Origin of the sequence: Pseudomonas sp. NPDC089392, from assembly GCF_044749595.1 — a bacterium.
Classification (GTDB): domain Bacteria; phylum Pseudomonadota; class Gammaproteobacteria; order Pseudomonadales; family Pseudomonadaceae; genus Aquipseudomonas.
Window position 1 is genome coordinate 86,890 of sequence record NZ_JBIVIF010000017.1, and the last position, 20,347, is coordinate 107,236.

The following is a 20,347-nucleotide window of genomic DNA, read 5'->3' on the forward strand; positions in this document are numbered from 1 at the left end:
CAGGGCTGAGGTGTAAACCCGTGCCGCCAACATGCGAGAACGAGGCGAGGAGGAGGCCGGGCGGCTGGTGCTGAATGAGCATGGCTCGTATAACTGCTCGATCATCGCCGACTGGGAGATGGAGGAGGTGTGGGAGTTCCTCATGGCCTGCGAGGCGAAGCGCGGTGGTCCTTATCGGACATTCGTCGACAACTTCGACTGGTGCCTGGAGCTCTACAAGGAAGCCAATGAAGGCACGTGCGCGATCATCACCGGCGACGGTGGTAACAAGGCGGCGTGTGGGTCACGTTTTGGCTGTGCCTGGTGCACTGTCACCGGCGAACGCGACAAGTCCATGGAGGCGATGATTGCGTCTGCGCCCGAAAAACACGGGCACATGGCCGGGATAAACCGCTTCCGAAACCATCTCATCAACACCCGCTGGGACATGGGGCGTCGAGACTGGATCGGGCGTACAACCTCGGACGCCGGCTACATCAACGTCACAGGAACAGCGTACAACGCAGAGATGCGCCGTGAGCTGTTGCGGTACCTGCTGACTCTGGATGTGCTGGAGGAAGAGCGGGCAGAGGAGCACGATGCGCGGATGTTCCGCGGCGAACTGGAAAAGACGGAGTCCAACGAAACCCTTCGTGGGAGCACCTTCCAATTCATCACACCGAAGAACCTGCTGGCCATCGACTTCGCCTGGTCACTGAGCTACGGCTTCGACCATGCCTTCCCTGCTTTGTCGGAGTGGTATGAGATCCGGGTATTAGGGAAGCGCTACCTGATCGATGATGTCGCACCCACGGAGAAAGGCGTTATCCCAGAACAGCGTTGGTTCAAGTTCGATGACTGGCAGAGCCCTGCGCAGGAGATGGGCTTGCAGGACGCTTACCTCGCAGCCACCAACAAGCACCGATACCCTGAACGTCCGGCCATGCGCACGATCCGTGACCGCTTTGAGGGCAAGGATCGCAACATCGTCTACTACGAAGAAGCAGACGAAATGGAAGTCGACCCGGCAGATGCAATTTGCTTCGTAGGCGAGTTCGATGAGGCGTTCTATGCCTTGGCAAAAAACCTGGCGCCGACTGACAGCGCCAAGTTCTACCTGAACAAAGGCATGATCAAATTGGCTAAGGGCAAGGCTGCTGAGTACGACGCAATGGCCCGCCGAGCGCAATTCTGGCAACGCATGGAGCGCGATCTGGCCGGTACCGATCTGCGTTCCTACATACGGCATCATTCGATCAGCAACGCCGAGCACGAACAGATCCTGGAGTCGATGAAGGTTAAGTCAGCCATTCAAAACTCGACGGTCCCGGATCTTTTTGCTTAACCCAACGAAGGCTACCTCTCACGAGGTGGCCTTTTTTTTCGACGACGCTGAACTAGGTGGTACACGGGACCTAACAATGCATTGGTCTTCGTCGGTCGTGTCGTCGTCGCCCCTGCGGCTAAGTCAGCACAGCCTCCCCGGCGATCCTGGGAGGTGCTTAATTTACCTTTCTGGTATTATACATACGTGTTAGTAATTCTCGTATTGCTTTGGCGAGGCTCAACTGGACCAATTAGCGCTTTTGGGAAGCTCGCCTTGAGGCCGCTACCGCAGGCGATTTCTGCAAAGCCGCTGTGTTGGTACGGAAAATCATGGGATCGGCCTCTCCAGCGCTTCGGAGACCTGAGGCGGAGCATGCGCTTTTCCATTCCATGTGGGACTACGTTTCAAAGGCGCTGGACCATGAAGACTATGACCCAGCGAATGAACAGGCGGATCGCATGAGCGACCACGTAAAGGCCAGACATGATGAACAGGGGCTGGCTAAGTCGCTCTGAGACTGGTCCAACCGATTTCCCCTGTATCGTCGTTTCCGGTGACGAGAAAACAGAAAACGAATCAATTTTGGCGCCCGCGAAAATCGGGCAAGTGGAGATGCATTGGAATGGCAGTAATAGATTTTTTCGTTGACCGCGTTTGGGCTATTGCCGCTTTCGCTTTGGGCCTCGGCATGATGCTTGATGTAATCCTTTTCCATAAGCAGCTGAGGGCAACCTTGCTGCTCCCGCTGGTAGTGGGTGTTATGTGGCTCTGGGGCGACTCGGCTCAGATGGTGCAAAAATGGCAGAACGAGGCTTATCAGCCTCAACCTGCTCAGCAGGTTCCACAACAAGAAAAATCCAGTGAATGACATTCAGCGTTCGGCTTGACGATCGTCCTGCGGTGCCAGCGAAGGGCATCCGCTATTGGCACTGATGTCAAAGCCACGTGTTTAGGAAAAACGAGCCATGAGCAAGCTGAAGCTGCATTACAACGAGTGGGACGGCGGCACAGAGGCTGACCAAGACATACCAGAGGAGTTGATGTGCGGCACCGAAGTCGGCGATGCGCAACTGACGCAGTATAAGGATCAGGTGACCTGTAAGCGCTGCCTAAAAATCATCGAAAAATGGAGCAAACCGTGATCGTCGATAAAGCTAAACTCAGGGCGCTGGCCGAAGCGACAAAAGGCTGGGATTGCATGACTGGGTGCTGGCCGGAAGGGAGCGAAGATGGCGAGGAAGTAACGGGCAATTGGTGTGTTGGCCAGGTCAGCGTGGATGACGACAAGTCACAGGTGTTGACGGTAAACACTGCGCAGTGGGATGCAGAAGAAGATGCGCAAAAGCTGGCCGAATATTACGCCGCAGCCAATGCGCCTGCCATCCTGGCCCTGCTTGCAGAGATTGATCAACTCAAGGCTGATAACGAAGCTCTGCGCCATGGCGCAGAAGGATAACCATGCAATCCATCACCGTTAAGCAGGAACTGACTGCCGCTGCACATGAGAGGCTACGCCATATCAAGAAAACCTCCGCCTTCGATGAATGGCGTCAGCGGCTGCGGCCGAACGACCGACTGCCACGGGGGTGCTTCTTCAAAGGCAAAAAGGCGGGTGCTGCATTTTTTGTCATGGACGAGTTCTGCTTGGCCAATGCCGTAAAGCCCTACGACCACAGCCAATTCAAGCCCTTTGAGACTGTCATGCTTTGTCAGCCGCCAAGCTTTGGTGTTACCCCTGAGTCGCTGGCTCGATTCAAGCTCATGGAAGGTATTGAAACCCCATCGCCCGGCGCTCGCGCATTCCTGGACTCTATCGAATCTCAGACCAACAAGCCTGAATAGCAGGGACAACACCGATGAATTACCACGCCCCGAGCAAGCAATTCACCGTACCTTTTGACAGCCTGAAAAGTGGCGCTGCCAGCCTGCGCTTTGCCATCAAGATGATTCGGCAGGCCGCAGGGCTGCCGCTTGAAGGTGGAGATCGGCCCGTCCAAATGTCTGATGCCTGCCATGCCGAACAGGCGATTCTCGACGCATCACGAATCTTGGGGATTGACCTCGGTGCGGCCCGTGCAGGGCAGCTGGACGTGCGAAGCGCTGACTAAAGGAATAAAGCACCGCCCAACCCCAGCCAGCCGCTGGGCTGAGATAGCCTGAGCCACAGAGCAGCCATACCCACACAGGACAGTCCACCCCAATGCGGCTATTCCTCCCAGATCACGCTACGTCTCCCAGCCAAGCATCGGCTCGCCGGGGCGACCAAAGCCGAGCTAAACCTATCGGCCTGTAACCGCCATCGCCTGGTGCCATCTGCGGCTGCTGACACCAATAGAACTTCCCATTTGATAGCAAACCGCCGCCGTTCCCACAGCCCCCCCAGTCGCGGGCTTTGCAGTAAACTGGGCCTATAGTCCGTAGTGCCAGGTGCGATTTTACGGGCCCGCCTCCATTTGTGATCGAGGGTGCCACGATGAGTCTCAATGTTCCCCACAACCGTGACGCGGCCTTGGGCGCCATTCGCCAGGCTATCAAGGCCGTTGCTCAGGCCGTAGATGAGCGTGAGCTGGAGGGGCGGGCGCGCTTGGCCGACGACCTCATCACTGATTGCTGCTCGGCCGGGAGGATCGATGAAGATGACCTGCCCGACCTCAAGCTGGAACTGGCGCTGACCGCCAGAAAGCGCCTGCAGCATTTGCGTCCGTAACCACCGAGCGCTGCGTGTGACGCCTGAACCCACCCCCTGATCATCCAAGGAATCACCCATGGCCAAATCACGCAAGTACATCCGTACCGAGCCTCCGGCCCTGTTGACTGAGCCGCTGACCTTCACCTTGGACGGCTACGCCCTGCAGCAGCTGAATGTTTACCGTCAGGCGCGATATGCATACCTGAGTTCGTTGGAGGGCGTCGAGCCGGAAGAAGGCGGGCGCTTGATCATGGCGCGTCGCCAGGCAGCGGAAGCGCTGGCCGGCTATTTGGCGATGAATGTGCAGCATCAGCTGGGCGAGCCGAGCGACTTTGGCCCGATCGACGTCGTGTAAGCGAACCCTACCCCCCGATACCGAGGAATGCCCCCATGGCTACCAGTACCCAATCGCCCCTGACCCCTGCGCAGATCAAAGCCCTGCGTCTGGCCGTCGACTCTGGCGGTGAGCTGATCATCGGCGGGCCGGATGGTCAGTCGGTGCGCATTGCGGTCGCCGAGCGCCTGAGCGAGCGAGGCTACTTGCGCTGGGAGCCGGCGTTTCTGCGTATTGGCACCTGGTATCACCTGACGGCCGAGGGTCGGGCAGTGGCCGAGCGGCTGATGGCGTAGCCACGGAACAAGAACGCCACTACACGATTGATCTTGCGCAGGACCTCGGAATCCAGTGCACCACCAGCCCGCCCAGTCGGGGCTCTGGCAGTACACCAGACCAGAGCGTGGCTCTAAAAACAGACAACCAGCATGGCTCAGTTGGGCCTAGGCAATCAGAGCATCTCCATATAGATTATGTATACGCGTTATGAATCTAAATAAGGGAGAGTTGTATGGGGGTGAATCAAAGTGCCGATGGATCATCAGCCATGAGCTTAGCTGTAGAGCGTTCTGTGGTGACAAAGCTTGTCATCAGGGGAGGTGTAAACCTTGACCCGATCACCGTCTTTCTGGAGGACCTCGGCAGCCGTGTGTCTCCACGTGATGACGGCCCAGATAGTGTCAGCTGTCAGGGTAACCTCACCATTCTTTGCGCAGGGGAGAGTTGGACTGCCTACTGGGGTGGCATGGGTTCAAGGACGGTGACTGAATTCGTTGCAAAGTGTGGTGATGAGTACATCCTGAATTGCCTAAACCGAGGCCTGAGTAGCACCCGTTTCAGCGCAAAGGCGCTCAAGCAGCTCTCTGCAAGGTGCATCATCGATCGCCGGCGGGAGCGCAGCGGTACCGATTGGGAGCTGGGGTATCTCGACGCTGAAGAGGCTCGTTCGCTGTACCGGCGGCTCGACGAACTCCGCGATGTTGAGTCGTTGCGGGACTGCTGGAGTCATTCCGATCTCCTATCCCTTCTGTTCGGTGATGAATGGCATTACCCCGTCGATCGAGCTACCGAGCCTAACCCGGACTACATGTACCTGCTTCGCATCGTCCAGACAGTTCAGCAAGCGCTTACACAACCGATCGAGGTGGCAGCAGCATGAGCACCCCTGAACAGCACGCAAGCCTGCCACCCTTCGCTTACCTGGTCATCCGTAAGTTGCAGCGTTTCGAAGAATGCGCCAGCGATGGACAGGACGCGGACATCGGAACCCCGTGGTTTGATGTTCTCACCCAACTGGGCTTGCTCAAGCGAGTACAGCGAAGCCCGGCCCTTTGGCAGGTCACCGAACAAGGTGAGCAGCTCCTGGAGATTGGTTCAGGTGCTCAGTGCCGCGACAATGCTGTGCGGGTTGAAGCTGTCGCTGTGACCCGTGCAGACGATGTGGAAGGCCTTCAGCTTGAATGGCTACTGGAGGGCGGCATCGCAGCGCTGGAGCAAGCAGGCCAGGTCCTGCTGATTGCCCACGGCAAAATCACGGACGAGGAGGGCGGTGGAGAGGTATATCTGAGGGCTCCCGCCATGCCGACAGTAGAGCAGCGCGACATGGCTCGCATATACGACGTCATCGGCCTGCACCATGGGCACCCTTTGGGTGTGCTGCTGACGAATCTGGGTAACATCAAGCGCTTCGCGGACTACCTGGGTGCAGTGGAGCACGCATTCTTCATGGTTCCCGGGGAATCGTCGGAAGAGGACGGGGAAGCAGGCGGCCCTATCGACGACGAGTGCCTCTTGAACAAATTCCCGGCGACCAGCACTGAGCATTACGTTGACCAGTTCCGTGAGGCTCTGATCACGATAGGGGCCTTACAGCGCAACGAGCCTGGTGCATTAAGTGCCAACGAACTCGCGGCCGAATGCATTTCGTTGAGGGGCCAGCTGGATGAGCTGCCGGCGTACATTGCAGCGCTTGAAAAATTTCAAGCTGAGGACGGTGAATTTGTCCGTCTTGCCGATGTGCTTGCAGCACTGTCTGCCTGTGCTGATCGAATCCGGGCAACTGGGTATCGCCTGCTCACGCCAGGCGAGAAGATGCGTGCTGATGACCAATTCTTGGCCGATGACGCGACTACCTGGCGCCAGCTTGTAGAAAATCCAGTATTTGTCGGCATGCCGTATTCACGCGGCTTGCTCCCGGTGCGTCGGGTAGCCTCTGCGGCATAAGTCATCACCAACCTTGAACCCGGCCTGGCCGGGTTTTTTTATGGGGTGATTCTGGGGCCGCGCAAACGGGTAAAGCCGATCCTGCATTCTCCAGTATTAGGGCGAGAGGCTGATCTTCATGCTGGGTGTGACTCATCTCATGGCATTAGGACAACATCGAGGTATGCCATGACCGGTTTCATTGCGATTAAAACCAGCTGCACCATTCCTGAGAAAATGCATGTTCAATCCGTTCTTAAAGAGCAAGGTCTAATCGGAGATCGTTATCCCAGGATAATGGAGCACGTACCCCGTTCGGTTCGCGAGCATTTTGAGCCACTCCCTCTGAGTCACGATGCATTAAGTGTCTTCTCAAACGAAGTAGAAACTTTGTCATATCGTAAAGCCGCTGCTGACTCGCTGGGCCAAGCACTTGAAGAGCTTCCAGCTTCAAAAGTTCAAGGTCCCTTAAGAACGGCACGCATCAAATGTAAGTTGGCGGCGAATTTCGGTAAGACTCATGCGGAAGTAAACGACCGATATTGCGAAGTATTTCACTTGCTCCATGAGGGCGGTGTGAATTTCGATTTGACCGAAGTGAATTAAGCGTAGCGCTTGTAAGGGGAGCAAAGATGAAAGCTTATGTGAGCAACTTCGTAAAGCATGCCCGTCGTGTGAATCGAGTACTAATTCTATTGAAAAAACAGGGTGAGCACGACAAAGCAATTGACTGTAAATGCATTCGAAATCTTTGGATGTCTGAGGCTCGACGAGCCGCTATCTGACCAGGCTCTTGTTTCCCATTAACGAACGGTCCACCAAAAGGCAGGCGCCATGACCAGCTACGACACTATTAATACTCACATCAACATGATCCGCTCTGGAGACACAGTTTTCCATAACGGCGAACTACGCACTGTTTGCAATTCGGACATCAAGCGTGGTGGTTTCATGGGTACGTCATTGTTTGGTGACAGCTACCGCTTGGGCTATTTGCCTGTGCAGCTTGTACGCTTCCGTCGCGCCGTCTAAACAGGAATTTCCATATGCAATACAAAGTGACCTACCAGTGTGGTGACAAAGTACGTGACGCCATTATGACGCAGAAAGAACTGGATGAATGCCGAAGTAGTTATGAGGTGATTGAAGCGGTTGCTATCAGCGGCCAACAGACGTCTGCCACGGATTCTCGCTCTGAAATTCAGGAGACCGATGGTTGGACGGAATTCTCCTACGGTGGCAAGCGCTGGTCGTTCGATTCCGATCAGTTGGCACAATGGGACACGGAGTTAGAAGGGTTTGAATTTCTTGCATACCATCAGCTGGCTCAACCCACTATAGAATCCGTAACCGGATTCATTAAACGTCACGGTTATTGACTCCATCTCCCGTCTACGCCGGCAACGTGCGGTGTGGCGGGGTCCAGACCAACGCAATACCCACCCGGCCACGTGGCCGGGTTTTTTGTCCGCGCAATAAAATGGTACGGTGTGTGTCCTTACTAGCGAGGGTAGAGAAACATCACGCCAGCAATAGCAATTGCTCTCAGCGGCATTGTACTTTCCATAACTGTTCCCAACTGGTCATGTAGCTGGGACTAAGGAGTGCTCGGCGCATACCCCAATCAGGGGTCAGAGGCACCGCAGCGGTCCGCAGGCAATCATGCCCCCAGCGCCGGTTGATTTTGTCCATGGTGGCCATCAATGCATCTGTGCGCTCCGGCTGACTGGGGGTGAACAGATCCTGCGTGTACTCCCCTCGCTTGCGCAAATCCATTAGAAGGACCTCTGCCTTGCTGTATGCATAGCCCGGCCGGTAGATCCCATCCAAGGCACGGAGCGCGCAGCTGGTGAGCTGGCGGACATCATCTGTTGGGTAGGCTGGGATGATAGTTGCTGCATTAGCGTACTTCGGTCCGTCGCCATGGAATGACGTCTGAATGCCGATGCGCAAAGCTCCGCAGAGGGAGCGTTGTTTCCGCAGCTTTTCAGCGGCACGGTGAATGTAGGTCGCTAGGGCTTCCTGCAGTCCCTTGCGGGTATGCACGCGTTGACCAAACATCTTGCTGGAGCAAATGGATTGCTTCGCGGGCGCTGATTGCTCCAGTTCCATGCACGATTCGCCCTGCAGCTCTCTGATGGTCCTTTCTAGCACGATGCTGTACTTACGGCCCATTGACCGCGCATCAGCTTGGGATAGCTCCCACGCGGTGCTGATGCCATCACGAGCCAGGTTGTCGCGCATACGGCGACCTATCCCCCATACGTCCTCAACCGGCATTCGTCGCAGCAGCCATTCAACCGCCTCAGGCTTGCGCAGGTCAACGACGCCGCCTGTTTTTTCCCTCCACACCTTTGAGGCGTGTTGCGCAGCTTTGGCCAGTGTTTTAGTATGCCCAATACCCACGCCGACTGGCAGGGCGGTCCACTGCAGCACGCGGGCCTGAATTGCCCGGCCTACTTCGATGATCGGCTCAGGGATGCCATCGAGCTGTACGAAGAGTTCATCAATTGAATACCGTTCCCAAGCGGGTACCAAAGACTCTATAGCCAGGCCTACGCGGTTACTGAGTTCGCCGTACAAGCTGTAATTGCTACTGAACACGGCTACGCCGTTTTGTTCGAGGAACCCGCGGACCTTGAAGTATGGGTCACCCATCTTCAGCCCGAGGGCTTTGGCCTCGGCAGTCCTGGCCACGATACAACCATCTGCGTTCGAAAGAACCACGACTGGACGCTGCCGCAATTCGGGACGGAATATCCGCTCGCAACTGCAGTAGAACGCGTTCACATCGACCAGCCCGAAGACGGGTCTACGCTCATCAACTCGCATGCTGGGTTAAGTCCCACGTGACGACGCCGAACACCTCAATCGAGCCGTACTGCTCTGGGGTAATTGTCTTGTAGTCGGGGTGAGCCGATTCCAGCAGCCAACGATCATCGGGGGCTTTGGCCAGCCGTTTCACCAGCGGTTGGTTATCCACGTAGGCCAGAACGATCTGGCCGGTTCTCGCCGTGATCGATCGGTCGACGATCAAGACCCCGCCATCGTAGATTCCTACATCACGCATGCTTTCGCCCTGGACACGTACGATCCATACATGCGGTGCCCGGATGTTCAACAATTCGTCCAGGGAGACCGGGGGCTCATAATAGTCCGAGGCTGGCGATGGAAAGCCGCCCGCAGCAGTTCCGGCGAGCACCGAAAGCAATTGGCTTGAGCCTCGAAGGGGCTGGATTGATACAACATTCATGGAAGCACCGACTGTACTGTTTGTATATACAGTAATGCAGGCTGTACGGCGCGGCTAGAGTAGCCGCGACAAAAGGCCTTTCCACAAGGCGTAGAGTCGCCTCACGGGCGGTCGTATTGATAGGGCCCGGAGCTACTGCCAGTCTTGGTACCGCCACGCTCAAATCGACAATGCTTACAGGAGAGGCTGGTATGTGTAGTCATTACGAGGCGCCGACGCCAACCCAACTCGCAGCGGCTTTCGGCATCGAGGACGATCAGCAGGGGAAACTGGACCTATGGCCAGGCTACATCGGTCCGTTTCTACGCCGAGCTGGTGAGATGGTTGGACAGGATGATGAGCCAGCGGAGTTGGACATGCTCACTGGGTCGTTCGGGTTAATACCCAGCTGGAGCAAGGACACCAAGATAGCCAGGCGCACCTATAACGCCAGGTCCGAAACCGTGGCTGAGAAGCCCTCTTTTCGCAATGCGTGGCGGCGTGCTCAGCACTGCATCATTCCTGCGGCCGCGATCTATGAGCCTGACTGGCGATCGGGGCGTGCAGTGCCCACTCGGATCGCCCGGGCTGACGGCGAGATTATGGGCATTGCAGGGCTGTGGGAGGAGTGGCGTGACCCTGAAACGAGCCAGCTGCTTCATTCGTACACCATGTTGACGGTTAACGCTGATACCCATGCATTCATGCGTAACTATCACCGGCCCGACGACGAAAAACGGATGGTGGTCATTCTGCCGCGGGGCCTGTATCGCGATTGGCTAGACGCGCCAGCTGAAGCGAGCGGTGATTTCATGCGCCGCTATCCGGCTGATCGGTTGGCGGTCATTGAACGCGCCGAGCCACGGTAGATAGCTGGCGGCCATCGCTGAGTGAAGAGTGGAGGTAACTGCGCGATCAGCAAGTGAAATTGTTAACGTATAGGATAACAAAATGTTGAATAAAGTTGTCCTATAGGATAATCTTTATCTCAGATTTAGAGCTGATCACCTGTTAGCCCGATTTGCCGGGCCTTCAAGGAATATCCTATGGCCAAGCGCTTAACCCCAGATGAACTGTACGCCCGCTTCGTAGCTTTGAAAGAAGCCGCCGACCACCTGCGTTTGCTTGAGTGGACTGATGACAAAACTGAGCGTGAACAGGGTCAGCAGATTGCCGAGTTGCTGATGCACCAAGCTTATGACTATCAAGAGCGTGCCCAGGCCGCTGCCGCAACTGAACAAGGAAAAATCTCATGCTGACCTTCGAAAAAGCTACGGCTGCGTATAGCGAGTTGCTGGCGCTACACCCTGACAAGGCCCTGCGCATCGACTCATACAACATCGCGTTCTTGCTTGACGGGTCGCTGGTCGGTTTCTGTGATGCTGATCGCAAATTCGAGGAGGGGATGATCTACGATTTTGACCGCTCTGCATGGAGTGACGAAGAGGGTGGCTGGTGTGGAGCAGCTGAGCAGACCCAAGCAGCGATCAACGTCCCAGTGTACATCGACATACCTGTGTTTCACTGCTAGGAGTTATCCGCTGCACCATCAGCCCGCGAATGTCGCGGGCTTTGGCCGTAAAGCGCCGGATCGGCCAGTGCAGCAGCTATCAAGGAGCGGGTGATGGAGAAGTACAGCAATCGGCGTGTCTTGCACCGCAAAGGTGGCAAATTCGCCTCCGCGCCAACGCTGGAACAGCAGGGCTATGCGATCAACACCTCCCGCTTCACCTGCGCAGAATGCTCCCACGAGTGGGCACCCATACTGGTGCCGGTGAAGTGTCCGAAATGCAGTGCGGCGATCAAGTCCGAATAAATGGGACAATCTGCTGCGCCTTCAGCTTGCTAGTTGCACTCTGAAGAAGAATCCAGGTAGGAAGATGAGCATGGCAACAGAAGCGAATGTGAGCGAGCGGATCATTCAGGCTGAAAAGCACGTCAATGAGCAGTTGAGTTATGGCGGGATTTTTCCCTCCACCGGGCCATTCGGTAGCACGTTGGAATATCGCTATCACGACGGTGATTTGGAGGGGGAAATCGGCCAGATGCGGCGCCTTGCGGATGCGTTCATCCAGCTCGCTGACGCGCTTGAATCCCACGGCAAACCACGGGCCTGAAAGGGCATTTCGCAGTACCAGTACCTTTGAGGAGACATCCCATGACCCCTTTAAGGGAGCCTTCGGCATTCACCCCCGATTACTGGGCAGAGCGCGTAGCGGTGCTGCGGGCGGCAGCGAAAACTGCTGATTCCTAGGATTGAGGGAAAAGACCGAGGACACCCCGATGAAAAATGAATTTGAAGAGCTAAGCACCCAAGAAAAAGAGCTCATCCGTCAGCACAGAGCAGAGGAGGCGAGGAAAGCACAGGCCGTTGCTTTTCGTCTCAAAGCTATCCGGGTCGCTGCAGAATATGAGCAGTGGTTACAGGATAATGGGCGTGGCGACTCTTACTCGACTTTTGCCAACGAATTCGGCTACGACGACCCTCAGCGCAATTTAATTCATGAGTGTGTGGTTCGCATACGCGACGCTGCTACGATCAGCTAGGGAATCAGCAAATGCCCAACTGTCTCTGCATTTTCTGCGCTGGAGTTGTGGCGGTTTGTTCCGGTACGAGCAGTCGCGGTATTTGCAGCTGCGGGTTTTGCTGCAGTCGCATCCAAGTCTCCTTTGGGTGGACCGAACAGGACATGCTTGATGATCAGGACCGCATCGCTGAGGTCGTGGAGAGCGAGCTAGAAAAGGAAATTTGGATGGCTGAAGCTCATTGGCTCTCGATAGCTGATTTCCTAGGCTTCCTAGCCAATCGTCGTAGTGCCGCAGTAGCCTTCGGTTAGAGCTGTAATTCAAGCTGCACCCCAAGCCCTGGCCATCAAAAGTCGGGGCCGAGGACTTAGATAGGGACGCTTTTCGCTCCCCCAGGGTTGAGCAGGACAAAGTGACATGGATGAGATTGATTGGGGATCACGTATCCCAGCGTACGCGGGCTTAGCCCTTTCAATACTGGCCCTTTGGCGGGGTCGTACCTCTGTAAAGGTATCCCTCGGATTTCGAGACAAGGATGAAGAAATTTGGGTGACCAATATGAGCCCCCATGAGGTAGAAATCGTGTCTTTGGGGGCAGTGAACTCAGACGGTAGCCTTTCTGATTGGTTTGACGGGCCCGACCCATGGCCAGGTCTTCCCAAGCGCGTCCCTGCTCGTTCCGAAATAGTGATCCAGTTGCATCAGGCGCTCACACCGTCGAACTTGTACCAGCGACACAGCGCTGGTGTAGGAGGCTGTTTTGTACGGATTGCCGGTGGCCGTTCGTTCAGCAATCCGTCGCTCGTGAGGCGACTATGTTGGCGGACAAAAAGCTGGTTCAGCCGCAGGTCGCTCGACTAGAACCTTCGACCAGGAAAGCCCTCATCCCCCGGGGGAGGTCAAGCAGCTACCCACTGGGTTACAACGCCGGATCTTTCCGCCCGCTGAACACTCAACTGGAAATCAAGGTTCAGTGAGGCGAGATTGTCATGGCCGGCAAGAAAGCTCCAATGCCTGAGCGGATGAACCCGCAGCTGGTGCGCATGGTGACTAAGCCGCCGGCCGGGGCCTGGCACTTCGAGCTGAAGCTAGACGGCTATAGATTCCTCGCTCGGATTGATGGACCGATCGTCCAGCTGTTCACCAAGAACGGCCACGACTGGACAAAGAAGCTTCGACGTATTGCCAAAAGCCTTTCGCGGCTTCCAGTCCACTCGGCCTGGTTGGATGGCGAGGTGGTGTTCCAGCAAAAGGACGGCATGCCGGCATTCCACATGTTGAAGCCTGCATTCGATTCCGGACAAACCGACGATCTCCATTACGCAATTTTTGATATGCCTTACCTCAACGGAGCGGACTTGCGTGGTGAGCCGCTTTAGCTCCGGCGGCAGGCTCTTGAGGCATTGCTGGATTACTGCCCCCTAGAACAAATCCGTTTCAGTCCATCGCTCGATGCTTATCCACTGCAGCTTCTTGCCAACTGTGCTCGCATGCAACTGAGGGCATCGTTGGAAAGCGCGATGGCAGCCTTTACACGGGCGAGCGGGACGGTACCTGGATCAAACTTAAGTGCTGGAACAGGGCAGAATTTGTGATTGTCGGTCTGACCAGGTCGACTGCCGGTATCAGCTCTTTACTGCTGGGTGTTCATGATGACGACGGGCGGTTGGTGTATGCCGGCCGTGTGAGTTCTGGCATCGACAGAATCAGCGCGCAAATCCTTAGCGCATCCCTTGTGCATCTGGCGCGAGAGAGTTCTGCATCGTGCAATCCGCCACAACTGGGCAAAAATGTAGTTTGGCTGGAGCCGCTGCAGGTCTGCGAAGTGCAATTTGCCGAGCTCACCCCCGCCGGGAAGGTACGGCACCCGGTGTTCATCGGTCTTCGTGATGACAAGCCTGCCGCAGGAATCAGCCTGGAGACAGACACAGATCTTCTTTGAGCAGGCTGGGAGGTCGACGTGTATGAGGTCCATATCGACGCTGAGGGATGCGTGATCCAGTGTGAGATTACTGAGATCATCGAAGCGGTATCGAATCCAAGTATCTGGTCAAGTGACTGGGATGCCACGGGGTACCGGGAAATGGAGTTCCGCGTGGTTTCTGGTATTGCCTATGACGAGAGTGGCGCCGCAACAGAATTGGGCCGAAATGGCTGCGCAGAGCTTGCTGAAAGGTACGGCGAGTTTATCGAACAGGCTCTCTGGTCACAGCTCCTCCAAGATGGTGCCCTTTAGCTTGACCTGGTACAGGTTGGGAGCTCCGCAAATCGTCTACAGCCAGCTAGCCAGCGGTGCAGCCATGCATGGATGGTTGGTGGGGTATGGCATGGGGTGGTCGGGGCATCGTGCCTTCCCAGGCAATCGATCTAGTTTGATGTATTTCTCTCTTGTGCTGTATTATGCATACGCGTTATGAATCGCAATCAGGCTTGAGGTGGGCGGTCGGATGACCGGATGAACCGATGGCCAGATCAGTACATTTATTGAAGGTAAGATTGATATGGGGATCTTAATTAGCCTGCTGATGGTTTTCATCTTTGGGCCTGCAATTGCAATTATTTTGTTCTTCGTAGCGTTGCGCGACCTCGCCGACTACTACGGGGGCTGGCTTTTCCCCGCAATGTTTGGGCTGATAGCTGGAATCCAACTGCAGCTCATTCCGCCCTCTAATCCTGACCTTCCATTTGAAAGTTTGGTAGAGGTTATTGCTGGTTCGCATCTGGTAGGAGTGCCGACTCCTCTTGTACTTATCTCTGTAGGTGTCATTTCCATTCTTGCAAAGCCGGTATTCACTCTGGTGAGTATAAAAAAAGGGCATAGTTGATAGGCGATAGCCTAGCTGCAGGGCAGGTAATTCACTTAGGAAAAGTATGATGAATGAACAACTCAAGGTTGACGATAATCAGAGCCCTAGCGTTCTTGCAGCTATGGGAACATCTGTAATTTACGTTCTGATTGGGCTGGGAGTATTAGCGGGTATCGCCGCGATTATCGCCTTAATGATTGCTTTACCGCCAGTTTGGTATGCTTGGGCGCGAATTATCACACATAATTACACAGATGTTACTCCGGCGCTTTGGATCAACTGCATTTCGTTGATCGCCGCGGCCTGGTCTTTCGGTGTGAGCTTTAAGCTAGGGAATGATGCATTTCGAGCAGCAGCATGGTTTGCGGGCTTGATGGTTGCTATCCTGATTTTTCTGACTATACCGGCTGCATTTGCATTGATTGCCGCGTCCGAAGATCTAAAATTTCCACTGGATAGCAGCGTGTCAATGCTAGATAAGATGGCCGTTGGGATCGCATTTTTTACCTTTTTAATTTTAGGTCTCGGGGTAGTGGTTTTATGCCTCACGGCAATCTGCACCGGCTCACAAGAGTAAAGCATCATGAGCGAAAGAAAAGTAAGCTTCTTAGCTTTTTTTCTGGCAACGATTTCCTATGTTGCTGGTATGCATATTGCCATGTCTTTGCTGGGCGATGACAATATTCTGATGGGTACAACAGGTAATCTCATTGCTGCTGTTGTTACTTTATATTTGGAAAGAATTCAAGCTCGCTGGATTGCATCGGTAGTCTATATGCTTCCCGCAATCTTGCTGCCGTTGTTTGTTTCGTCCGCTCTAAAAGGCATGTACGAAGACAAAGTATTCGTGCTTTTGTGCGCTATTATAATTAGTGGGTTCATGCTTCCAGTCGCGAGGCTGATAATCCCAATTTTTGCCACGCTGGCGCAACGAAAGATCATCGCAAAATAGCTGCACCTTCGGCCCCGGGTCTACGCTCACACTTGTGTCAACTAGATTCACAATTGTGAGCGGGGTCAGCCTTCCCAGTGTGGGCCGTACTCCGCATCAAACCGCGCCTTTATGGCTGGCCACTCTGGTGAGGCCATCGCTTCACGCATTGACCGTTCGAACTCAGATTCTGGAATCAGATGCTGCCATCGCTGCTGCTCACCGGGATGCTGGGCGGTGCTGATGTTCGGGGTCAATTCGACCCCAGCGGCGGCGAAGCGCTTGCGTGCTTTGGCCCAGAATCCAATGGACGAGCCCTTTTCGTGCATAGGGGACAGCGGTACTTGGTACTGCTGCCAGAGCTTCCACAGGGTTGCCTGACCCAGACCACGGCGTTGCTGGTCGTAGGCAACTTCAAATTCGCTGATGTATACACGGTCATTCAGCGGGCTGACGCAGTAGCGAATCCAGCCGACTTTTTGCCCGTGCTGCACGATGGCTGCAACTATGTTCAATCCTGGGAAGACGAAATGTCCGCGAGTTGATTCGCTGCGCAGAGTGCTTAGCTGCAGTCCGATCGCCTGCGCATCGAGGCGGGTTATGTTGCGGCGCTGGAGGAAGAGACGACAGTAGTTGATCAGGTGCATGGCCAGCTCCAGGTTGGCAATCTGAAAGGGTCGGGACTTGGACAGCAGCAGCCGGTGGAAACGGTGACATGCAAGGCGGAATTCCCTTAGGTCCGGGGACCGATCATCGCACACCAGGTCCGGCCGGGCGGCCAGCTGCATGCTCTGCTTCCACCCATTCCCAATATCGGCGAATGGACCGATCCATAGCCGATTCCGGTACCAGGTTCTGCCAACGCAATTGCTCGGCGTCCTGTTCTTCATTCCGCAGATCTTGTGTAATGGTGGCGCCAGCCGCGGAAAATCGCCGGCGCACTGTGGCCCAAAATAGTCCTGATCCCAATGCCTGAGATAAAGGAGTGAGCGGCAGCCGGTGCGTGCACCACAGCTGCCACAGGGCGGCTTGGCCCAGACCACGGCGTTTCGATGCCTTGGTGATCACCAGGTCATCAAGGTAGACGCGATCAAGCAGCGGGCTGACGCCATAGCAGATCTCGCCAACCGGCCGCGAGTGGAGCTCGATGGTGGCAGTAATAGACGGCGCAGGGTCGAGGAAGGTGCCTGGGTATACGACGCTGCGTTCGGTCATCAGCTCCACGCCGACCGCCTGATCATCGAGCAGGGCGGCCTGGCGACGATGGAAGAAGTCGCGCATCGGGTCGAAGGTCTGATCGAGATTATCGACGGCGGCCACAGATAGGCTCACGGTAGGCAGTTGAGTCGGCTGCAGCTATGCAGTAGATGTCGCAGAAGTCCCGCAGGTTATCCAGGTAGAGACGTCCGGCCTGCTGGTTGATGATGTTGGCAAACCATTCGACTGCCACTGGGCTGCTGAGCAGACGCTGAGCTTCGGACACGGGAATACCCGGGTTGTGGGTATACGCCAGAGCGTACACTTCAAGCCCTCTTGTGATGTTCGTGATGGATCGCGAGACACCGGTCAATGACTTCCATTACGCCGAGATGTGGCGTATGGCGACTTTTGAAACCGGGCGGGCAAATGGTCCTATCGTGGTACGGAAAGCCTCCAAAAATTCCGCACGGTGATGCGTTCAGTTCGAGGGAGAGCAGCACCAGGGTCATGAAGGCGTTGGGTACCTGTTCAGTTTCAAACTTTTCCCACTCTTTCGCCTTGGCCAACCTGACAGTACCTTTGTCATTTTCCCATTTTGACTTGTAATGCACCAATCTATTACGTGCTTTCACAAGATTTTCGAGCCCTTTGATTGCTGGGCCCTTTATTTCAAGCGGCTGACCGACAAGCCGCTCGGGCATTTTCACCCACTTGCGTACCAGGCCCCAGCTGTCTATTTCACCCTTGTCCTCCTGACGAAGCAGGGTAGGAGGCAAAAATTCGAAGGCCGCCGCCTCTATGGCCATCGCGGCAAATACGATGGTTTTGATGCCAAAAGCTTTGCTTCTCTCGCTGTTGCTCGATGCTTTTGATGCGGCAAGGGACGCTTTTTCATCGAGAAAACCAGCGAATGCGTCTTCGGCAATGTTGGAGTAGGTCTGAACCATCGAGTCTGCGATCGCTGGATAGATCTCGCGGAATGATACTGAATTCTGCGGTGGCTCCTGCTCTTCAATTCGTTTCATTGCACTTCCATATCAACGTCATTGTGGGTCGCAAAGGAGGATTCTCGAAGACCGCCATTCGCATCAATAGTGAGGGTCATACGGACTGCCCCCGGTGGTTCAGGAAAATGACTTTATCACCAAAATCTGAAGAGCAAAGCTTGTGTACGGAGATCAGAGGTCGTTGACCCTTTGTCACCCACCTGTTCGGTGAGCTCTCCGGTCGAGGGACACGGAGCTACAGCGAAAAAGCAGCTGATGGCGATGAAAAAAGGTTAACGTAGGGTACAACCTATCATTGCAAATTGTTGCCCTATAGTTTAACTTCTGTGGCACTCAATCACCCTTTCAGGGAATGGACGACGATGGATGTTGCAAAATCCCGAGCTGCTTACATTGAGCAGCGCCAGCAGACCCAGGACGAGCGCAAAGCCCGTGCGGCCGAGAAGCTCAAGAACCATCAATACACCTGTCTGGTGAAGCAGGACGACGCAGAGATCTGGCGTTGCAAGGCTGAGGGCACCACGGCTTATGCATTCGACATCATGATGACCCGCTTCGGTATCGCGGTAGTCGGCGACATCGGCCATCTGACGTTCAGTGTTGGCCTGGGCTATGGAATGAATTTCCTGGCCGGCGATGACGTCACCTATTACTTGCACACCAAGCTACATGAGTCCCACAAGAAGCAGGTGTTCAGCACGGACCTGTTCCGTCAGGTGTTGGTATCGAGCATCTGCCGGGAGCTGCACAACGATTGCTCAGAGGAAATCTGGGAAACTCTTCCAGCGTGGGCGCAGGACTCTGACCTGGTTAGAGGTGGGCATTGGGCTGAATTCCGCGCTCTGACCCTGACCCATCGTCGTGACCTATCGAACGGTGATGACCGATGGATGCACTGGGACAACCTCTTTGATGCTGCGGAGAACATCGGTTTCACCGAGGAAGCTCACATCTACATGAGAGACAATTGTCAAACGTTGTGCCTGGGTGAAGAGTGGTACGAGCACCGCATTACGGAGACATGTGACAGCCTCTACGCACAACTGTACATGATCAACCATGCAGCCAAAGCGATCATGGCCCAGGCTGATAAGGCTGCGGCTTGAGGGTGTAGATCATGACAACCGCAACCAAAGCACAGTTGGACCTGATCTATCGCCGTACGCATAACGATTACAAGGGTGTGTCAGCAGATGGTGTCCGTATGATTCTGGTTTGTCGTGGCTCGACCTGTCTTGTTCCTCTGGATGACCTTACCCCAGAGGAAGTTGCGCAAAGACTACCGAAGCCAAAAGCCAGTTAACGCACGAAGCATCCGGACCTCGCTTAGAGGTCCGCACACATCCACCAAGTAACCCTTCCTATCGAGCAAGCTAGAAGATGGTCACCCACTACGGAACCGGCGAGGATCAAGTCGCCTGCGGTCGAAACAACCACAACCTGGTGTCGACGAGAAACCCCAATGGAGTCACCTGCAAGACATGCCGATCAACCGAAGCGCATCGCGTAGCTGTTGCAGCGCCAGCGGTAAAGCCAGAATCACAAGCGGACATCGGCCGCCAACTCATCGCAAGCATCCGCACCGCTACTCAGCACCTCCACGCAGAGGTTCAACGAACCATGTCGAGAAAACAAGCGTGGGAATGGCGTCTGACGAGGCTGGGGCCTGGAAACAGGCTGCCTCGTGGTTTCAAGCAGCAGTCGTTCACGAAGCAAATATGGATCATGAAGGACGATTGCCCCCAATACCCCATTGGGCTACCCGGCCATGGGCGCGCAACAATGTCTGAATTGGAGGAGGACAGTAAGCCGGATCAGTGATTACACTGAGCCATCATCCACGCAAGGAGCAGCTCCGATGGCAATTGAAGATGTAACCGAGTTGAAGCAAGTGAATGGTCAGACTCAGGCGCAGCGCCTGCTGGATGAAGGGTGGCGGATTTTGGCAGTGTGCGTGATCCAGGATGGCAGCAGCCAGTATGCTGAGTATCACTTCGGGCGTGCCAAACCGGTTGAGTCGGCAGTAGGCCCCGGTGTGCAGGTCAGCAGGGTGCCGCTTAAGGGCTGACCATCCGTTGTTCCAAGTCGACTACACTCAGCCCCGGGAAATCCG

34 protein-coding genes are annotated in these 20,347 nt (G+C 55.3%); 28 read left to right on the plus strand and 6 right to left on the minus strand.

The annotated features are described in order from the left end of the window. Nucleotides 1-31 precede the first annotated feature (31 nt). The 14 genes from ACIP1G_RS16390 to ACIP1G_RS16455 all read left to right on the plus strand — a co-directional run bounded on the left by ACIP1G_RS16390 (nt 32) and on the right by ACIP1G_RS16455 (nt 7,910). The gene (locus ACIP1G_RS16390) at nt 32-1,324 is read left to right on the plus strand and encodes a hypothetical protein (RefSeq protein ID WP_181131333.1); all 1,293 of its coding nucleotides are present in this window, start codon (nt 32-34) and stop codon (nt 1,322-1,324) included. Between the two features lie 604 nt (nt 1,325-1,928). Next, nucleotides 1,929-2,174, plus strand: coding sequence for a hypothetical protein (locus tag ACIP1G_RS16395; RefSeq protein WP_181131334.1), 246 nt, complete (start codon nt 1,929-1,931; stop codon nt 2,172-2,174). A 97-nt stretch (nt 2,175-2,271) separates the two neighbouring features. Further along, the gene (locus ACIP1G_RS16400) at nt 2,272-2,448 is read left to right on the plus strand and encodes a hypothetical protein (RefSeq protein ID WP_181131335.1); all 177 of its coding nucleotides are present in this window, start codon (nt 2,272-2,274) and stop codon (nt 2,446-2,448) included. Beyond that, on the plus strand, nt 2,445-2,762 hold the full coding sequence (locus ACIP1G_RS16405) for a hypothetical protein (RefSeq protein ID WP_181131336.1): 318 nt from the start codon (nt 2,445-2,447) through the stop codon (nt 2,760-2,762). Before ACIP1G_RS16400 ends, ACIP1G_RS16405 begins: the two co-directional genes overlap by 4 nt. Nucleotides 2,763-2,764: 2 nt before the next feature. Further along, a complete protein-coding gene (locus ACIP1G_RS16410; RefSeq protein WP_181131337.1) occupies nt 2,765-3,148 on the plus strand; it encodes a hypothetical protein in 384 nt (127 codons plus the stop codon). A 14-nt stretch (nt 3,149-3,162) separates the two neighbouring features. Next, nucleotides 3,163-3,414 carry a hypothetical protein gene (locus tag ACIP1G_RS16415; protein ID WP_181131338.1) on the plus strand — a complete coding sequence of 84 codons (252 nt, stop codon included), beginning with the start codon at nt 3,163-3,165 and terminating at the stop codon, nt 3,412-3,414. A 365-nt stretch (nt 3,415-3,779) separates the two neighbouring features. After that, nucleotides 3,780-4,013, plus strand: coding sequence for a hypothetical protein (locus ACIP1G_RS16420; RefSeq protein WP_181131339.1), 234 nt, complete (start codon nt 3,780-3,782; stop codon nt 4,011-4,013). Between the two features lie 58 nt (nt 4,014-4,071). Further along, complete coding sequence (locus ACIP1G_RS16425) at nt 4,072-4,350, plus strand: hypothetical protein (protein ID WP_181131340.1); 279 nt, start codon at nt 4,072-4,074, stop codon at nt 4,348-4,350. A 35-nt stretch (nt 4,351-4,385) separates the two neighbouring features. Then, a complete protein-coding gene (locus ACIP1G_RS16430) occupies nt 4,386-4,625 on the plus strand; it encodes a hypothetical protein (protein ID WP_181131341.1) in 240 nt (79 codons plus the stop codon). A gap of 215 nt (nt 4,626-4,840) precedes the next feature. After that, on the plus strand, nt 4,841-5,488 hold the full coding sequence (locus ACIP1G_RS16435) for a hypothetical protein (RefSeq protein ID WP_258197975.1): 648 nt from the start codon (nt 4,841-4,843) through the stop codon (nt 5,486-5,488). Further along, a complete protein-coding gene (locus tag ACIP1G_RS16440; RefSeq protein ID WP_219856646.1) occupies nt 5,485-6,552 on the plus strand; it encodes a hypothetical protein in 1,068 nt (355 codons plus the stop codon). The genes ACIP1G_RS16435 and ACIP1G_RS16440 overlap by 4 nt, the downstream gene beginning before the upstream one ends. 168 nt (nt 6,553-6,720) lie before the next feature. Then, nucleotides 6,721-7,137 (plus strand): hypothetical protein, encoded by a 417-nt coding sequence (locus ACIP1G_RS16445; RefSeq protein WP_181131342.1) that lies wholly within the window; start codon nt 6,721-6,723, stop codon nt 7,135-7,137. Nucleotides 7,138-7,365: 228 nt separating this feature from the next. After that, nucleotides 7,366-7,563 carry a hypothetical protein gene (locus tag ACIP1G_RS16450; protein ID WP_181131343.1) on the plus strand — a complete coding sequence of 66 codons (198 nt, stop codon included), beginning with the start codon at nt 7,366-7,368 and terminating at the stop codon, nt 7,561-7,563. 14 nt (nt 7,564-7,577) lie between these two features. Further along, nucleotides 7,578-7,910, plus strand: coding sequence for a hypothetical protein (locus ACIP1G_RS16455; protein WP_181131344.1), 333 nt, complete (start codon nt 7,578-7,580; stop codon nt 7,908-7,910). Nucleotides 7,911-8,076: 166 nt separating this feature from the next. On the opposite strand, the gene ACIP1G_RS16460 is transcribed toward ACIP1G_RS16455, so the two are convergent. Together ACIP1G_RS16460 and ACIP1G_RS16465 are read right to left on the minus strand one after the other, a co-directional pair. Beyond that, nucleotides 8,077-9,363, minus strand: a complete 1,287-nt coding sequence (locus ACIP1G_RS16460; RefSeq protein ID WP_181131345.1) for a Y-family DNA polymerase — start codon at nt 9,361-9,363, stop codon at nt 8,077-8,079. Continuing rightward, entirely contained in the window at nt 9,353-9,784 is a 432-nt protein-coding gene (locus ACIP1G_RS16465) for a LexA family transcriptional regulator (protein WP_181131346.1), read from the minus strand. The genes ACIP1G_RS16460 and ACIP1G_RS16465 overlap by 11 nt, the downstream gene beginning before the upstream one ends. Before the next feature lie 191 nt (nt 9,785-9,975). Here ACIP1G_RS16465 and ACIP1G_RS16470 point away from each other — a divergent pair, with 191 nt between their 5' ends. The 12 genes from ACIP1G_RS16470 to ACIP1G_RS16525 all read left to right on the plus strand — a co-directional run bounded on the left by ACIP1G_RS16470 (nt 9,976) and on the right by ACIP1G_RS16525 (nt 16,048). Continuing rightward, nucleotides 9,976-10,632 (plus strand): SOS response-associated peptidase, encoded by a 657-nt coding sequence (locus tag ACIP1G_RS16470; RefSeq protein WP_181131347.1) that lies wholly within the window; start codon nt 9,976-9,978, stop codon nt 10,630-10,632. Nucleotides 10,633-10,809: 177 nt separating this feature from the next. Then, the gene (locus ACIP1G_RS16475) at nt 10,810-11,022 is read left to right on the plus strand and encodes a hypothetical protein (protein ID WP_181131348.1); all 213 of its coding nucleotides are present in this window, start codon (nt 10,810-10,812) and stop codon (nt 11,020-11,022) included. After that, nucleotides 11,016-11,294 carry a hypothetical protein gene (locus tag ACIP1G_RS16480; protein WP_181131349.1) on the plus strand — a complete coding sequence of 93 codons (279 nt, stop codon included), beginning with the start codon at nt 11,016-11,018 and terminating at the stop codon, nt 11,292-11,294. The genes ACIP1G_RS16475 and ACIP1G_RS16480 overlap by 7 nt, the downstream gene beginning before the upstream one ends. Nucleotides 11,295-11,387: 93 nt before the next feature. Beyond that, nucleotides 11,388-11,579, plus strand: a complete 192-nt coding sequence (locus ACIP1G_RS16485) for a hypothetical protein (RefSeq protein WP_181131350.1) — start codon at nt 11,388-11,390, stop codon at nt 11,577-11,579. Between the two features lie 70 nt (nt 11,580-11,649). Next, nucleotides 11,650-11,880 (plus strand): hypothetical protein, encoded by a 231-nt coding sequence (locus ACIP1G_RS16490; protein ID WP_181131351.1) that lies wholly within the window; start codon nt 11,650-11,652, stop codon nt 11,878-11,880. A 166-nt stretch (nt 11,881-12,046) separates the two neighbouring features. Further along, entirely contained in the window at nt 12,047-12,310 is a 264-nt protein-coding gene (locus ACIP1G_RS16495; protein ID WP_181131352.1) for a hypothetical protein, read from the plus strand. Between the two features lie 968 nt (nt 12,311-13,278). Next, nucleotides 13,279-13,668, plus strand: a complete 390-nt coding sequence (locus ACIP1G_RS16500) for a hypothetical protein (protein WP_181131353.1) — start codon at nt 13,279-13,281, stop codon at nt 13,666-13,668. 212 nt (nt 13,669-13,880) lie between these two features. Next, on the plus strand, nt 13,881-14,231 hold the full coding sequence (locus tag ACIP1G_RS16505; RefSeq protein ID WP_181131354.1) for a hypothetical protein: 351 nt from the start codon (nt 13,881-13,883) through the stop codon (nt 14,229-14,231). Between the two features lie 18 nt (nt 14,232-14,249). Further along, a complete protein-coding gene (locus ACIP1G_RS16510) occupies nt 14,250-14,525 on the plus strand; it encodes a hypothetical protein (protein WP_181131355.1) in 276 nt (91 codons plus the stop codon). A 265-nt stretch (nt 14,526-14,790) separates the two neighbouring features. Continuing rightward, entirely contained in the window at nt 14,791-15,114 is a 324-nt protein-coding gene (locus ACIP1G_RS16515; protein WP_181131356.1) for a hypothetical protein, read from the plus strand. A 49-nt stretch (nt 15,115-15,163) separates the two neighbouring features. Beyond that, a complete protein-coding gene (locus ACIP1G_RS16520; RefSeq protein WP_181131357.1) occupies nt 15,164-15,673 on the plus strand; it encodes a hypothetical protein in 510 nt (169 codons plus the stop codon). 6 nt (nt 15,674-15,679) lie between these two features. Further along, nucleotides 15,680-16,048: a hypothetical protein gene (locus tag ACIP1G_RS16525; RefSeq protein ID WP_181131358.1), complete on the plus strand. Its 369-nt coding sequence runs from the start codon at nt 15,680-15,682 to the stop codon at nt 16,046-16,048. Nucleotides 16,049-16,113: 65 nt separating this feature from the next. Here the strand turns inward: ACIP1G_RS16525 and ACIP1G_RS16530 are convergent, their stop codons facing one another. Genes ACIP1G_RS16530 through ACIP1G_RS16545 form a run of 4 tightly spaced genes read right to left on the minus strand, consistent with a single transcriptional unit; the run spans nt 16,114 to nt 18,252 of the window. Then, nucleotides 16,114-16,815 (minus strand): N-acetyltransferase, encoded by a 702-nt coding sequence (locus ACIP1G_RS16530; protein ID WP_258197976.1) that lies wholly within the window; start codon nt 16,813-16,815, stop codon nt 16,114-16,116. Continuing rightward, nucleotides 16,778-17,347 carry an N-acetyltransferase gene (locus ACIP1G_RS16535; RefSeq protein ID WP_308813333.1) on the minus strand — a complete coding sequence of 190 codons (570 nt, stop codon included), beginning with the start codon at nt 17,345-17,347 and terminating at the stop codon, nt 16,778-16,780. Before ACIP1G_RS16535 ends, ACIP1G_RS16530 begins: the two co-directional genes overlap by 38 nt. Further along, complete coding sequence (locus tag ACIP1G_RS16540; RefSeq protein WP_181131359.1) at nt 17,331-17,549, minus strand: hypothetical protein; 219 nt, start codon at nt 17,547-17,549, stop codon at nt 17,331-17,333. The genes ACIP1G_RS16535 and ACIP1G_RS16540 overlap by 17 nt, the downstream gene beginning before the upstream one ends. Before the next feature lies 1 nt (nt 17,550). Continuing rightward, a complete protein-coding gene (locus tag ACIP1G_RS16545; RefSeq protein ID WP_181131360.1) occupies nt 17,551-18,252 on the minus strand; it encodes a hypothetical protein in 702 nt (233 codons plus the stop codon). Nucleotides 18,253-18,596: 344 nt separating this feature from the next. Between ACIP1G_RS16545 and ACIP1G_RS16550 the strand changes: the two genes are divergently transcribed. Together ACIP1G_RS16550 and ACIP1G_RS16555 are read left to right on the plus strand one after the other, a co-directional pair. Next, the gene (locus ACIP1G_RS16550; RefSeq protein ID WP_181131361.1) at nt 18,597-19,340 is read left to right on the plus strand and encodes a hypothetical protein; all 744 of its coding nucleotides are present in this window, start codon (nt 18,597-18,599) and stop codon (nt 19,338-19,340) included. Nucleotides 19,341-20,092: 752 nt separating this feature from the next. Continuing rightward, on the plus strand, nt 20,093-20,302 hold the full coding sequence (locus ACIP1G_RS16555) for a hypothetical protein (RefSeq protein ID WP_181131362.1): 210 nt from the start codon (nt 20,093-20,095) through the stop codon (nt 20,300-20,302). The last annotated feature ends 45 nt before the right edge of the window (nt 20,303-20,347 follow it).

What these genes read in the sequence shown, in the direction of transcription:
- ACIP1G_RS16390 (WP_181131333.1), top strand. Translation starts at nt 32, where the DNA reads ATGCGAGAACGAGGCGAGGAGGAGGCCGGGCGGCTGGTGCTGAATGAG.
- ACIP1G_RS16395 (WP_181131334.1), top strand. Translation starts at nt 1,929, where the DNA reads ATGGCAGTAATAGATTTTTTCGTTGACCGCGTTTGGGCTATTGCCGCT.
- ACIP1G_RS16400 (WP_181131335.1), top strand. Translation starts at nt 2,272, where the DNA reads ATGAGCAAGCTGAAGCTGCATTACAACGAGTGGGACGGCGGCACAGAG.
- ACIP1G_RS16410 (WP_181131337.1), top strand. Translation starts at nt 2,765, where the DNA reads ATGCAATCCATCACCGTTAAGCAGGAACTGACTGCCGCTGCACATGAG.
- ACIP1G_RS16415 (WP_181131338.1), top strand. Translation starts at nt 3,163, where the DNA reads ATGAATTACCACGCCCCGAGCAAGCAATTCACCGTACCTTTTGACAGC.
- ACIP1G_RS16420 (WP_181131339.1), top strand. Translation starts at nt 3,780, where the DNA reads ATGAGTCTCAATGTTCCCCACAACCGTGACGCGGCCTTGGGCGCCATT.
- ACIP1G_RS16425 (WP_181131340.1), top strand. Translation starts at nt 4,072, where the DNA reads ATGGCCAAATCACGCAAGTACATCCGTACCGAGCCTCCGGCCCTGTTG.
- ACIP1G_RS16430 (WP_181131341.1), top strand. Translation starts at nt 4,386, where the DNA reads ATGGCTACCAGTACCCAATCGCCCCTGACCCCTGCGCAGATCAAAGCC.
- ACIP1G_RS16435 (WP_258197975.1), top strand. Translation starts at nt 4,841, where the DNA reads ATGGGGGTGAATCAAAGTGCCGATGGATCATCAGCCATGAGCTTAGCT.
- ACIP1G_RS16440 (WP_219856646.1), top strand. Translation starts at nt 5,485, where the DNA reads ATGAGCACCCCTGAACAGCACGCAAGCCTGCCACCCTTCGCTTACCTG.
- ACIP1G_RS16445 (WP_181131342.1), top strand. Translation starts at nt 6,721, where the DNA reads ATGACCGGTTTCATTGCGATTAAAACCAGCTGCACCATTCCTGAGAAA.
- ACIP1G_RS16450 (WP_181131343.1), top strand. Translation starts at nt 7,366, where the DNA reads ATGACCAGCTACGACACTATTAATACTCACATCAACATGATCCGCTCT.
- ACIP1G_RS16455 (WP_181131344.1), top strand. Translation starts at nt 7,578, where the DNA reads ATGCAATACAAAGTGACCTACCAGTGTGGTGACAAAGTACGTGACGCC.
- ACIP1G_RS16460 (WP_181131345.1), bottom strand. Translation starts at nt 9,363, where the DNA reads ATGCGAGTTGATGAGCGTAGACCCGTCTTCGGGCTGGTCGATGTGAAC.
- ACIP1G_RS16465 (WP_181131346.1), bottom strand. Translation starts at nt 9,784, where the DNA reads ATGAATGTTGTATCAATCCAGCCCCTTCGAGGCTCAAGCCAATTGCTT.
- ACIP1G_RS16470 (WP_181131347.1), top strand. Translation starts at nt 9,976, where the DNA reads ATGTGTAGTCATTACGAGGCGCCGACGCCAACCCAACTCGCAGCGGCT.
- ACIP1G_RS16475 (WP_181131348.1), top strand. Translation starts at nt 10,810, where the DNA reads ATGGCCAAGCGCTTAACCCCAGATGAACTGTACGCCCGCTTCGTAGCT.
- ACIP1G_RS16480 (WP_181131349.1), top strand. Translation starts at nt 11,016, where the DNA reads ATGCTGACCTTCGAAAAAGCTACGGCTGCGTATAGCGAGTTGCTGGCG.
- ACIP1G_RS16485 (WP_181131350.1), top strand. Translation starts at nt 11,388, where the DNA reads ATGGAGAAGTACAGCAATCGGCGTGTCTTGCACCGCAAAGGTGGCAAA.
- ACIP1G_RS16490 (WP_181131351.1), top strand. Translation starts at nt 11,650, where the DNA reads ATGGCAACAGAAGCGAATGTGAGCGAGCGGATCATTCAGGCTGAAAAG.
- ACIP1G_RS16495 (WP_181131352.1), top strand. Translation starts at nt 12,047, where the DNA reads ATGAAAAATGAATTTGAAGAGCTAAGCACCCAAGAAAAAGAGCTCATC.
- ACIP1G_RS16500 (WP_181131353.1), top strand. Translation starts at nt 13,279, where the DNA reads ATGGCCGGCAAGAAAGCTCCAATGCCTGAGCGGATGAACCCGCAGCTG.
- ACIP1G_RS16515 (WP_181131356.1), top strand. Translation starts at nt 14,791, where the DNA reads ATGGGGATCTTAATTAGCCTGCTGATGGTTTTCATCTTTGGGCCTGCA.
- ACIP1G_RS16520 (WP_181131357.1), top strand. Translation starts at nt 15,164, where the DNA reads ATGAATGAACAACTCAAGGTTGACGATAATCAGAGCCCTAGCGTTCTT.
- ACIP1G_RS16525 (WP_181131358.1), top strand. Translation starts at nt 15,680, where the DNA reads ATGAGCGAAAGAAAAGTAAGCTTCTTAGCTTTTTTTCTGGCAACGATT.
- ACIP1G_RS16530 (WP_258197976.1), bottom strand. Translation starts at nt 16,815, where the DNA reads ATGCAGCTGGCCGCCCGGCCGGACCTGGTGTGCGATGATCGGTCCCCG.
- ACIP1G_RS16545 (WP_181131360.1), bottom strand. Translation starts at nt 18,252, where the DNA reads ATGAAACGAATTGAAGAGCAGGAGCCACCGCAGAATTCAGTATCATTC.
- ACIP1G_RS16550 (WP_181131361.1), top strand. Translation starts at nt 18,597, where the DNA reads ATGGATGTTGCAAAATCCCGAGCTGCTTACATTGAGCAGCGCCAGCAG.
- ACIP1G_RS16555 (WP_181131362.1), top strand. Translation starts at nt 20,093, where the DNA reads ATGGCAATTGAAGATGTAACCGAGTTGAAGCAAGTGAATGGTCAGACT.